Genomic DNA, 12,449 nt, shown 5'->3' with positions numbered 1-12,449 from the left:
CCCACTCGCAGGGGGCCTCACGAAAATATAGTTTTGGCTCCAGCCTGCGGGCGGGAGTTCGCCACGGAACCCGCGACTGGCATCGAGAGCACAAACCGCATAACCCGAACCAACGACATTTCGCCCAGTAAGTAGGAGATCGACCATGATGAGGAACCCCGCGATGTGTGGCATCGCGCACCTGCGATCGATAGAATCAACTAGACACCCGCCAGCGGTGACCGTAACTAACAGCATCCTAGAACAAGCGAAGAGGCTTACTCGTGTGGGGCGGACTCGATTGGCTTTTGATATTGTTCCTCGGCGTCTGCCGGCTCTTGGGTCTGGCTCCGCCCGAGCAATCGGAACGCGAGAACATCATCCAAAACATCCTCGCGGTTCTGGTGCTAGTGGTCGTCGTGAGCTCGGTGCTGGCAGTGATCGGCACGCTTGTCTTGAAGTGAGGCGTGGTGCTGCGACTGGGGCACTCACCTGGAAGCGGCGGATTTGAGTGAAAAGGTAGGAGCAATAGAGATGGCTATTTGTCCAAAGTGCCAAGCCAGTATGGGGCAGACGGCAGTGAAATGTGAAGCATGCGGGTACGACTTTTCGGAGCCCACTAGCAAGCGATCGCTGGCCGATACATCGCGAAATGTTGGTAACATTTTCTTAATGCTCGGCGGCGTAACCGCTGGTGTGTGGAGTCTGCTCTCCGGGGTCAGCTCGATCGGTCTCCTGCTAATGATGGAATTTACCCACTTCGCCATATCGCTCAGTTTGTTTCTGATTGCCGCGGCACTGGTTGTGGTATTCATGCGGGCACAGGAAGATGACTAAGCAATCAGCAATGATGCACACCACCTACGGACGGCTACACGCGTGCTTCTGCGAGCACTTCGCGATAGAGGGCAGCCATGCCGCGGGCCATGGTGACGTCGGAGTAGTACTCCGCATGGCGAGCCATCGCCGCGGCAGCCATCGTCGAGTGGTCGATGTGATTGTTGGCGAACGCGGCCAGCGTCTGGGCCAACTGCTCGGGGTTGTTTGGTTCGACGAGCATGCCGGTCTTCAGGTGTTGAATCGCCGCGGTGGCACCTTCCACCCGCGAGGCAACCACCGGCACGCCGGCCGCCATGGCTTCGAGCACAACCATCGGCAGCCCTTCGCCATACAAGCTCGGCAGCGCCATGATATCGAGCGTCGCCAGCTCTTCGGCGACCGCGCTGGTGAATCCAGTGAACTCGACGTGCTGGCCAAGGTCGAGCTTGTCGACCAGCTGACGAATTTGCTGTTCGTACTCGGGAGTCTCGAACCCACCGATCAGCCGCAGTCGCAGGTCCTTGCCTTCGTTACGGGCGCGGTGGATGCCCTCGAGCAGCACCTCGGTTCCTTTGCGGGGGCGGAACAAGGCGACCATGCCGACCACCATCGGCGATGCCACCGGCACCGCAGGCCGCTGGATGTCGGTCGCTGGCACCCCGTTAGGAATGCAGACGATTCGCTCTTCGCTGACCCCTTGCTCGTGCATGTACGACTCGAGCGACGGCGAAACCACCACCACCCGCGAGGCACTCGACAAGCAGAAGCGTTCGACTTTGGTATTGATCCAGTTTTGCCAGCGACGTTCGCTATCGCGCGACACCGGACTGTGAACGTGATACACCCAAGGCAGGCCCAGGCTGCGAGCGACCATGGCGGTCACCAGCGCGGTCCGCGGCGTATGGGCGTGGAGCACTTGGTACTGATGGCGGCGCACCAGTTGCTTAAGCTTGCCGACCACACGCAGGTCGAATCGGCCCCGCATCGGCAGCAGCGTAAGTCGCGAACTCGAACGACGCACCTCGCCAAACTTGCCAGGCTTGATGGCAACCAGATCGGCTTTTACTCCTTCGTCCGGCAGTCGCACTGCCAGCAGGTCCTGCACCCGTTCAGCACCCGAGTAGTGCTCGCCATTGATCACGTGCAGCACCTGCACGGTGGTAAGCGGATGGATCGGCAGCAGCACCGGGTCGTCGACAACCGGAACGCGGATTTCAGGAATCGCGGGCGCAGCGGGGGGGCTCGGCGGGGGAGGGTAGAGCTGTAAGGTAGGAGGTTGGCTCGACATCGGGCACCTACGCGACGCAAGGAGGAGATTCGTGTGCTGGATATCCAAACTTAGTTCGCCGCGAACTCGCGAGCGGAGCCCCGACGTGCAATCGCAAACGAACCTCCGCGCACAGGCGGGGCTTCCGCTACAATCGATAGAAACCGTTCGCCATCCTGGGGATCCACCGATGCAACCGTACGTGCAAATCACCACTACCACCGGCGACCATGCGGTGGCCGAAAAGATTGCGGTCGAGCTGGTCGACCACCGGCTCGTCGCCTGTGCTCAGATCAGCGGCCCTGTGCGAAGCGTCTACCGCTGGCAAGGCAAAGTCGAGTTTGCGGAAGAGTTCGTGGTGCACATGAAGACCACTGGCGAGCACATCGAGTCGGTCAAACGCGTGATTACCGAACTCCACCCGTACGACGTGCCGGAGATCATCGTGGTGCCGATCGTCGACGGTAGCCGTGAGTACCTGTTGTGGCTAGACGAAGAGACCCGCCCTGGTGACGAGTGATGAATAACAATCCCTATGCTTCGTCGGAAGTAACGATCAATGAGGAGAAATAAAAAAAGAGCAAGCCGATGAGCGGCTTGCCCTTTGTGAGTTGCAGTAGGTGATGGCTCGTGGAGCCGACTAGCGGCGTCGAGCAGCCAGCAGGCCAACTATGCCGAGTACCGCCAGGGCGATGCTGCCTGGCTCAGGAACTTGGCGACCAACCACACGAAGCTCGGGCTGGAAGCCAGCTTCGGTAGCACCGCTGGTGAAGATTTGCCAGCCGTTGCCGGTGCCACCAGAAGCAATGTACAGGCCGTAGTTGGCATCGCCAGCTCGCCAGTTTTCGACGATCGATTGCACGTCGATGTACAGCACTTCGGTATCGTTCATGTCGATGATCGATTGGGCCTCTTCAGCAATGAAGCCACCATCGATCAGCTCTTGAGTTTCGTTCGAGCTAGCGTCCGAGTCGCTGTCGAGGCTTTCGTAGGTGGTGTTCTCGTCCCACGGTTGCATGATTTGGTGCACCGTGAACGGTCCGGGAGAATCCGAAGCACCATTGGAAAAACCGGTAACGAGTACCAGCTCGGCCTGAACGATTTCGTCGTACTCACTCAAGTCGAGACCACCGAACTGAACTAGGTAAGGTTGATCGTAGGAGTTGTTATCCAGGTCTTCGCCATCGAGGAAGTATTGATCGGCACTGTTGCCATTGATCAGCGTGCCAGCCGTGTCGGCATTCACGCCGTTCGGGAAGATATCGACCGTGGGATTCTGCGTTTGCAGTTCCACGCCCGAGTCCATGGTGTAAGTCACGTTCAGCGTGGGACGACTTTCGAAGGCGCTGCTCACCGAGGTGTGGTAGCTCCAGCCGTCGCCGCTGCGGTCGGTGCGAACACCAAAGCCGTAGGAGGTGCCGCCGTTGGCGACAAGTTGCATTTCGCGATCAATGCGGGCGTAGGAGGTGGTTTCGACGGTGGTCATGCCATCGAAGCTGCCCAGGATCATGGCAGTACCGCCATCGAGGCCGTTGCCGCCGGTGTAGCTGTCGAAGGTCTCATCGGAACCGAAAGGGGAGCTCAACGAGTAAACGTTGAATGCACCACCCGAGACATTGTTGGAGGTGACACTGCTCGTGGTGAATCCGAGGCTAGCATTCAAGATCACCGCACCACTGGGGATCGAGGTGTTTTCGAAGCGAATCAGCAGGTCCTTGCGATCCGAGGCGGTGGGGCCACCGTCGAGATAGAAGCTCGCGTCGACGGTGTCGACAGGGTCGTCGCCCTGTTCTGCTTCGGCACGGCCAATGCGGCGTTCGACGGTTCCGCTGTACCCATCGGTACCTTGCTGGTACGTCAGCGTGGTCGTGGTGACAGCCACGGCGCTTTCCGTCGCGGCGATTGCCAGCCCGCAGGCTAGCAAAGCGATATAAGCTCTCATTAGTGTCAACTCCTGGTGTATATCTAAGGGGGCGATAAGCTCTGCTGGGATAAAACAGCAGTAATGGGGATACCCAGCGGTGGCAGCAAAACTAAGACGCGTAGTATATTCCTCTGCCAATCCGCTTGGATGAAGACAGTGTGAAGATTGAGTTACGTTTTGATGAGTTCGACATGAGGGGCCGAAATGGCAAATAAACGAGCTGGAAGTCCGCTTTCGAATGGATCAATTCGACCACGCGCATCATTACGAAAACACATCGAAGATTAGGAGAGATGGGCAGTTCAGGAGGAGCTTTTTCGGCTGCTGAATGAGTGCGCGATTTCGCAAGCTCGAAGCCTAACCACCGATGGCCGGATCGCGATAAGCAGCGTTGGCAGGTCCCTATTTTGGCTATCCAGCAGGCAACTTTTTTTGCTCTTCTGCTGCGATTTTGGTCTCGCCCGCAATTTGTCCCCTTTTTGGGGGCGAAAACGGTCCTCCGCAAAGCGGGCGGCCGCCGGGCAGTCCCATTTAGTTAGGCTGCTCACCCATGATATATTGAGGGGCTACACCGACTCGCAGCGAACCCCCGATTTGGCTGGCCGGCACGCTGGCCCCGACCTCCCACCTTTGGCCCCTCCCTTATGGATCCTAAGAACATTCGCAATTTCTCCATCGTTGCCCACATCGATCACGGGAAGAGCACGCTTGCCGACCGGCTGCTTGAGATCACCGAGACGATCAGCAAGCGGGATATGAAAGAGCAAGTGCTCGACGACATGGAGCTCGAGCGCCAGCGGGGCATTACCATCAAAGCCCGCGCGGTGACCATGCGAGCCAAAGTGGATGGCAAAGAGTACGAGCTAAACCTGATCGACACGCCGGGCCATGTCGACTTCCAGTACGAAGTCTCGCGTTCGCTTGCTTGTTGCGAGGGTGCGGTGCTGTTGGTCGATGCGTTCCAAGGGGTCGAAGCCCAAACGGTGGCCAACGCCTACGCGGCGATGGAGCAGGACCTGGCGATCGTGCCGGTGATGAACAAGGTGGACCTGAACCATGCTCGTCCCGATGAAGTGAAGCAGGAGATGGAGCAGACGCTCGCCATTGATCCCGACGAAGTGCTCGGTTGTAGTGCCAAGACTGGCGTCGGCTGCGACGAGGTAATTCGAGCGGTGGTTGAGCGGGTACCGGCTCCCACCGGCGATCCCAAGGACACGCTGCAAGCGATGGTGTTCGACAGCGTGTACGACGAGTTCCGCGGTGCGGTAACCTACGTGCGGGTAATGAACGGCACCGTGAAGAAGGGACAGAAAATCAAGTTCCTACAGGCCGGAACCGTGCACGACGTGGTGGAGCTTGGCCAGTTTTCCCCCAAACGAGTGGCTCGCCCGCAACTCTCTGCGGGGCAGGTGGGCTACCTGATTTGCAACATCAAATCGCTGGGCCAGGTGCACATCGGCGATACCGTGTCGGTCGCTACCGGCGAGCCCGCGGCCAAGCTGGCGGGTTACCAAGAGCCGAAACGCATGGTGTTCTGCGGTCTCTATCCATCCGACGGACAGGACTTCGAGCAACTTCGCGAAGCACTCGGCAAGCTGCAAGTGAACGATCCCAGCTTTGAGTTCTCCCCCGAAACGTCCGACGCGCTTGGCTTTGGTTTCCGCTGCGGCTTCCTGGGATTGTTGCACATGGAAATTGTGCAGCAGCGCCTGGAAGGCGAGGCCGACATCGACCTGGTGCAGACCGCCCCGAACGTCACCTATCAGGTGACGAGCAAAGATGGCGAAGAGATTGAAGTGCACACGCCGCAGGAAGTGCCGGACCATGGCGAAGTGGAAGAGATTCGCCAGCCGATCGTGCGGGTGAACTTCGTGCTGCCTACCGAGTACATCGGCGGCATCATGAAGCTGTGCGCCGATCGCCGTGGTGAGTACGTGCGGACCGAATACCTGTCGGCTACTCGGGCCATGCTGGTGTACGACTTGGCCTTGGCCGACGTGGTATACGACATGCACGATCGCTTGAAGAGCATCACCCGCGGCTACGGAACGATGGACTACGAGGTGCTCGGCTACCGCGCCGGCGACCTGGTGCGTCTCGATATTCTCGTGAAAGGCGAACGGGTCGATGCGTTGTCGATCGTGTGCGACCGCCGCGACGCGGATACTCGCGGCCGCGCGGTAATCAAGAAGCTCAAGCAAGAAATTCCGCGGCATATGTTCGAAGTCGCGCTGCAGGCGGCCATCGGCACCCGCGTGATCGCTCGAGAAACCATCAGTGCGATGCGCAAGAATGTCACCGCAAAATGCTACGGCGGCGACATCAGTCGTAAGCGCAAACTGTGGGAGAAGCAGAAGGAGGGTAAGAAGCGGATGAAGTCGATCGGTCAGGTCGATATCCCGCAGAAGGCGTTCCTCGCAGTGCTCGAAACTGGAGAAGAAGAGGGGAAAGGCGGAGTGAAGTCGCGGTAACTTCGCGAGAACAAGTTCGAAATCCCCCGCGTCATCTCTTAGAACGTGTTTTGAAATTGCCTGATTAAAGAAAAACAGCTACGGCTCCCTCTTTTGGTTAGCAGCCTGAGGAAGGAGCCGTAGCATGAAAACGGAAAGGAAGTATGGCAGTGATGTCACCGATCGACAATGGCAATTGCTTCGTCAGTTGTTGCCAGCACGTTCGCAGTTCGGACGTCGTCCGATTGACCGCCGGCGGATCATCAACGCGATCTTGTACGTCGTCCGCACGGGCTGCCAGTGGCGGATGCTGCCTAAGGACTTTCCGAATTGGAGTACGGTTTACGGCATCTTCTGGCGTTGGAGAAATGATGGCACGTGGCAGAAGATTCATGATGCGTTGCGAGCCAAAACACGCAAAGCGGCAGGCAAGAAGTCGACACCCACGGTAGCGATCATCGACAGCCAATCGGTTCGCACGGCCGAAGGAGGTGAAGAAAGGGGCTACGATTCGGCCAAGAAAATCACGGGCCGCAAGCGTCATGTGGCGGTCGATACGCTCGGATTGTTGCTCGCGATAGTCGTTCATAGCGCGGATTGGCAGGACCAGGACGGAGCCGAATGGGTAATGGACAAGCTGGGCGAGCAATTCAAGCGAATCAAGATTGTGTTTGGCGACTTCGCGTACGGTCGATCAGGGTTGCCCGATTGGACCTGGGAAACGTTTGGTTGGATTCTACAAACGGTGCTCAGGCCAGTCGGCCTAAAAGGGTTTGTGGTATTGCCGAAGCGATGGATCGTGGAACGAACTTTCGCCTGGCTGGCCCGACATCGACGGAACAGCAAGGACTACGAAAAAACAACCGCCTCCAGCGAAGCCATCACCTACGTCGCCATGATCAGCCTCATGTCGAAAAGACTGGCCAGCGCGGAAAAGTGAATTTTAAAACACGTTCTTAGAATAGGAGAGCTATTTCTTAGGCTCTTCCACATTAAAGGATGGCGTGTCATGAGAGTTTTGTGCTTTGCCTTACTGGCGAGTTTCTGCTGCGGAGCGTTTGCCAACGCGACCGACTTCTACATCGACCCGGTGCACGGCACCCCCGAAGGGCAGGGGACCAAAGGGTCGCCTTGGCAGAGTTTGCAGGGCGTGTTCGATCGCGGTTTGGTACAGTCGCAGCAGTGGGAATCGCTGCCGCCGACCGACGCGACCAAGCTGGTGGCGAAGAATCCCCAGGGAGTCGTGAACCCGGGCGACACCATCCACTTGCTGCCTGGCGACCATGGCACACTCACCCTGCGTGGCTATTACAACGAGCAGCCAATCACGTTGTGCGCTGAGCCAGCCAACCAGGCGGTGCTCCACCGAATCTCGCTCGTCGCTGCGTCGAATTGGGTATTCAAGGACCTGACGCTCACCCCCAATCCGAAGGAGACCAAGCGACGGGGAGATTTGATCTCGGTCCGCAACCATGGCCATCACGGAAAAGTTCACGACATCACCGTGGAAGGCTGTCAGCTGAGTTCCGCTAGCGATAGCGACATCGCCAAATGGACGATCGAAGACTGGAACAAGCTTCCCGCCAACGGCATTTTGGCCGACGGAACCCAAATCACCATTCGCAACAATCAGGTGCGGAATGTCAACTTCGGCATTTCGGTAAACGCGAGTCACTCATTGGTGGAACATAACCTCGTCGAGAACTTTGCCGGCGACGGTCTACGCGGGCTCGGCGACTATAGCGTGTTTCAATACAACACGGTAAAGAACTGCTACGACGTGAACGACAATCACGACGATGGGTTCCAAAGCTGGTCCACCGGTTCTGGCCGACCGGGCAGCGGCAAAGTGGTCGGTATCACTTTACGGGGCAACGTGATCATCAACTTCGAAGATCCCAACCAGCCCTTCCGTGGACCGCTGCAGGGCATCGGTTGTTTTGATGGCATGTTCGAAGATTGGGTGGTCGAGAACAACGTGATCGTGGTCGACCAATGGCATGGGTTGACGCTGCTGGGGGCGACCGGCTGTCGAATCGTGAACAACACGGTGGTCGACGCTGCGGAAGGCCGCCCCGGCCCAGCTTGGATTTGCATCGACAAGCACAAAAACGGTACTCCGGCCACCAACAATGTGGTTCGCAATAACCTGGTCACCAGTCTTCGCGTGCCCGACCGCCAAGCGAACCAGGTCGATCACAATCTGGTGATCGAGTCGCTAGAGCAAGAGTTCACCGATCCGAGTGCTTTTGATTTCTCGCTCAAGGCTGACTCGAAAGCCATCGATGCCGGCGCGGCCGATTTGGCGCCGGAGATCGACATCGCTGGCACCCCACGACCGCAAGGCAAAGCGGTTGATTTGGGAGCCTACGAATTGAAAGAATAGGCGAGCAAAAAAACAGGAGTTCGAGCGATAGGCTCGAACTCCTGTTCTTGATTGTTACTTGTGGTCGCGAACGTGCGTTACCGCCAGTCGAGGGTCGAGAACCGCTTGTGGGCTTCGCGCTCGAGGGTTTCGCGGTGATCGGGATGGGCGATATCGATGAGTGCCCGTGCCCGTTGACGCAGGTTCTTGCCGTACAGGTCGGCCACGCCGTATTCGGTGGCGATGTAGTGTACGTGAGCCCGTGTGGTAACCACACCAGCACCGAGCTTGAGTACCGCACTGATGCGGGTCTCGCCTTTGCGAGTGGTCGACGGCAACGCGATAATCGGCTTGCCGCCGGGCGACAGGGCTGCACCACGGATGAAGTCCATCTGACCACCCACACCCGAGTAGATGCGGGTGCCGATCGAGTCGGCACAGACTTGACCGGTCAGGTCGACTTCAATCGCACTGTTGATGGCCGTGACCTTGGGGTGGCGACGAATCACCGCGGTGTCGTTCACGTAACTCGCTTCGAGCATTTCGACCGAAGGATTGTCGTTGATAAAGTCGTACACGCGTTGGCTGCCGATGCAGAACGACCCCACGACCTTGCCGACCTGGCGGGCCTTACAGGCACCGGTGATCACACCCTTCTCCACCAGTTCCACGACGCCATCGCTGAACATCTCGGAGTGGATGCCAAGGTCCTTGTGATCCTTCAACGCAGCGAGCACTGCGTCGGGAATCGCTCCGATGCCAAGTTGCAGGGTGGCTCCGTCTTCCACTAGTTCGGCCACGTGGCGACCGATCGAGCGTTCGACCGCAGTCGGCTCGGCGGTAACGTGGGCGTGTAGCGGTTCGTCGTGTTCTACCGCCAGATCGATCTTCGAGATATGAACCAAACCGTGCCCGTGGGTGCGGGGCATGTGGCGGTTGATCTGGGCGATGACGAACTTCGCCGAGTCGGTGGCCGCACGCGAAGCGTCGATCGAAACGCCGAGCGAGCAGAAGCCATGGCGATCGGGGGGCGACACCTGAATCATCGCGACGTCGAGCGGCAGCACGCGATTGCGGAGCAGGCCGGGGACTTCGCTCAGGAAGATGGGAATGTAGTCGGCGTAACCATCGTTCACGGCCGGGCGAACATTCGCACCCACGAAAAACGAGTTCGAGTAAACGCGGCCACGTAAACCGGGCGCGGTGTAAGGGGCACTACCTTCGGTGTGCAGGTGCACAACTTCGAGGTCGTGAAGGTCGCGGGCGCGGCGACCGAGCGCTTGGACCAGCGCTTGAGGGGCTGCGGACGCCGTGTGCACGAACACACGGTGGCCCGATTGGACGACTTGGATGGCTTCGTCTGCGGTGGTAATTTGCACGGGGGCCTCTGCTTCCTACCCTGTGCCTATGTTCTCTAGGGCAAACTGTTGTCTGCGATCCAATCACGCAGTTACAGTACCGCATGAGAAACAAGGCGGGTACGTTGGGTTGAGTCTATTATGGCCTGTTTGCAGGCCAGGAGCGACTTTCTTGAAGTAGGCAATAATGGTAAAGAATCGTTACCGCCTTAAGCCCTATTGTGCACTCTTAGCAACTTTGCGCCGAGGGTAGTTTCGCGATCTCTTGCAGATTGTTGTGTGTCACCTGTGCGACCACGCCAAAGCGCTAATTCTGCCTGAATAAATGGCAGAGGCGTCGCACTACCGATACAGTGGGCGACGCCTCTGTGCGTGATGGCACACTAAAGAAATTGGGTTTCTTTATCGTTTGGGGATGGCTACTCCGAACCTAAACGTGCTAGCTCGGGTCGGCGAGGGCTGTTGTCGTGCGACAGCAAACCTTGCGGGCCGACGAAGTAGTTGTTGTTCCCCTCGACAATTAAATTGTAGGCTTCTTGTTCTTCGCTGGAGGGCGAAGTCGAGCTTACCTCCACCGGACTTCCCTGCGCGGAGAAAATGTAGTCGCCGGGTTGTAGTTCGCTGGCCATTTGCCAGCCTTTGCCTTCGACCCAGAAGGGGTGCCCGGGGGTCGATTGCAACTGATACCCACCCGCGTCGACATGCGTCAGCGGCGAAGGGGCCCGAACCGTGGTGGTGAGCACCGGACGGAAGCAGAGTTCGCCGCTCCGCTCATTCATGGTCAGTACCAGATCGCCTGCAGCGAGGGTCTCGATGGCCTGCATGCCGGTCTTGGTCCAGACCTCGGTGCCAGCGGCAAAGCACTCGTGACGCAATGGGGGTGGGGGACCCGACGAAGAAGGAGGGCTGCCGCTCGATGGGGGCTCGACGTAAACGTTGATCATCTCCGACGTACTGATGCGATAGGTTTGCTCGGGAAGTCCATTCCGCGATTCGTAACCGTTCTTCTCGTACCAGTAATCCCACCAGGCTTGCGGCGAGTCGCCGAGGTCTTCGCCAGTGGTTTGTGCGAGCACAGCAATGATACGGTTGTTGATTTGCAGGCGTTGCTCGTTGATGGCAGCTACCATTTCGACTCGCTGCGCGGCTTCGCGCTGGTAATCCTGGTACTTACCGGCCGACGCTCGGCGACCACGGTTGAGGACTGCTTGTGCTTCGCCACTGGTTGGATCGCCCCCGTAGGTGACAACGGCCCCGCCGGTCCGCGAAACCTCGGCCCGCTCGCCGCCGTTGGGGCCTTCGGCGAACACTTCGTGATCGTACTGCACGCGGCCGGTCGGAGAGATGGAGACTTCGAAGTGGGTTTCGAGCTCCGCGGCCAATCCGGAAACCAGCAGCGGAATGTACTCGTGCTCAGGACGCGCCTTGAGTTGTTCGCCTGCCAGGGTGCGGAGCTCCTGCTCTTCGGCAAGCACCGAGATGCGGACTAGCGATTCGCAGGCTTGATAACTCGGTAGCTGGCCCAAGGCGAGCAGAAACGCCTTGCTCAATTCTTTGTCGCGATCAGCTTCGGCGGGGGTGATACCACGCCGGCCGGCCATGAGTCGTTCGAACTCGGGGATGGCCGATTCATCCACTTCGGCTCCGAGTTCGGCCAAGGCGATTTCGGCTTTGACTCCACCGAGTTTTAACGCGCGGTGCCATCCCGCAATCCGCGCCCGCCATTGATCGCTACGCTTGCGAAACTCACGTGACTCGTTGCGAAGTGCTTCGAGTTGATCGGCTTCGACCAGATCGCCTTCGAACGCGACGAGGTTCAGCCCATGGAGGGCTTCGCGATTTTCGCGATCGATCGATAGCAGCTTCAGCCAGTGAAATCGGGCTTCGTCGTTCAGATCGTTCTTACGGCACCATCGCGCCAGGCGAAGATGATCGCTGGGGGTGTCGGCCGCTGCTTCGCGAAGCGCGGCGTACTCTTTCGTTACGGAGCTACTATTGGCGGCCGATTGCACTTCGTGGATGGATTGCCATTGCCCGTCGACCAGTATTTCGCCCTGGTTCCAGTGGGCCGGCCCGAAGTCGGGGGCCAACCGAGCGGCTTGCTGCAGCAGGTCGTCTCGAAGCGCGAGATCGCCCGTCGCGCCTGCCGATTTTGCTTCGCGTGTCATGCGTTCGGCGATACCGGTTTTTACCGATGCATCGTCGGCACGCACGGTTCCCGCCGCACCGACCAGCAGGCAGGTCAGCACGAAACACCAATTCAGTCGCATAGTTTTCCTCACGGAAT

At 58.6% G+C, this 12,449-nt stretch carries 10 protein-coding genes; 6 read left to right on the top strand and 4 right to left on the bottom strand.

Annotated features, from left to right (window positions below; genetic code table 11):
• Positions 1-263: 263 nt before the first annotated feature.
• Both Pan181_RS20890 and Pan181_RS20885 read left to right on the top strand, forming a co-directional pair.
• Positions 264-443: a hypothetical protein gene (locus Pan181_RS20890; RefSeq protein WP_145249737.1), complete on the top strand. Its 180-nt coding sequence runs from the start codon at positions 264-266 to the stop codon at positions 441-443.
• 70 nt (positions 444-513) lie between these two features.
• On the top strand, positions 514-816 hold the full coding sequence (locus Pan181_RS20885; protein WP_145249735.1) for a hypothetical protein: 303 nt from the start codon (positions 514-516) through the stop codon (positions 814-816).
• 34 nt (positions 817-850) lie between these two features.
• Here the strand turns inward: Pan181_RS20885 and Pan181_RS20880 are convergent, their stop codons facing one another.
• Positions 851-2,086: a glycosyltransferase gene (locus Pan181_RS20880; protein ID WP_145249733.1), complete on the bottom strand. Its 1,236-nt coding sequence runs from the start codon at positions 2,084-2,086 to the stop codon at positions 851-853.
• A 31-nt stretch (positions 2,087-2,117) separates the two neighbouring features.
• On the opposite strand from Pan181_RS20880, the gene cutA reads away from it, so the two are divergent.
• The gene (gene cutA, locus Pan181_RS20875) at positions 2,118-2,585 is read left to right on the top strand and encodes a divalent-cation tolerance protein CutA (RefSeq protein WP_145249731.1); all 468 of its coding nucleotides are present in this window, start codon (positions 2,118-2,120) and stop codon (positions 2,583-2,585) included.
• Positions 2,586-2,705: 120 nt separating this feature from the next.
• Here cutA and Pan181_RS20870 read toward each other — a convergent pair whose 3' ends face one another.
• Positions 2,706-4,007, bottom strand: coding sequence for a PEP-CTERM sorting domain-containing protein (locus Pan181_RS20870; RefSeq protein ID WP_145249730.1), 1,302 nt, complete (start codon positions 4,005-4,007; stop codon positions 2,706-2,708).
• Between the two features lie 626 nt (positions 4,008-4,633).
• On the opposite strand from Pan181_RS20870, the gene lepA reads away from it, so the two are divergent.
• The 3 genes from lepA to Pan181_RS20855 all read left to right on the top strand — a co-directional run bounded on the left by lepA (position 4,634) and on the right by Pan181_RS20855 (position 8,825).
• Positions 4,634-6,460, top strand: a complete 1,827-nt coding sequence (gene lepA / locus Pan181_RS20865) for a translation elongation factor 4 (RefSeq protein ID WP_145249727.1) — start codon at positions 4,634-4,636, stop codon at positions 6,458-6,460.
• A 124-nt stretch (positions 6,461-6,584) separates the two neighbouring features.
• On the top strand, positions 6,585-7,379 hold the full coding sequence (locus Pan181_RS20860) for an IS5 family transposase (protein ID WP_145245101.1): 795 nt from the start codon (positions 6,585-6,587) through the stop codon (positions 7,377-7,379).
• A 69-nt stretch (positions 7,380-7,448) separates the two neighbouring features.
• Positions 7,449-8,825 (top strand): right-handed parallel beta-helix repeat-containing protein, encoded by a 1,377-nt coding sequence (locus Pan181_RS20855; RefSeq protein ID WP_145249725.1) that lies wholly within the window; start codon positions 7,449-7,451, stop codon positions 8,823-8,825.
• 77 nt (positions 8,826-8,902) lie between these two features.
• On the opposite strand, the gene Pan181_RS20850 is transcribed toward Pan181_RS20855, so the two are convergent.
• Positions 8,903-10,183 carry an acetyl-CoA hydrolase/transferase family protein gene (locus Pan181_RS20850; RefSeq protein ID WP_145249723.1) on the bottom strand — a complete coding sequence of 427 codons (1,281 nt, stop codon included), beginning with the start codon at positions 10,181-10,183 and terminating at the stop codon, positions 8,903-8,905.
• Between the two features lie 398 nt (positions 10,184-10,581).
• Complete coding sequence (locus Pan181_RS20845; protein ID WP_145249721.1) at positions 10,582-12,432, bottom strand: polymorphic toxin-type HINT domain-containing protein; 1,851 nt, start codon at positions 12,430-12,432, stop codon at positions 10,582-10,584.
• Positions 12,433-12,449: the final 17 nt, after the last annotated feature.

The organism is Aeoliella mucimassa (assembly GCF_007748035.1).
Classification (GTDB): Bacteria; Planctomycetota; Planctomycetia; order Pirellulales; family Lacipirellulaceae; genus Aeoliella; species Aeoliella mucimassa.
The sequence above is the reverse complement of the archived record's forward strand: the minus strand, read 5'-3'. Positions and strand labels throughout refer to the sequence as shown.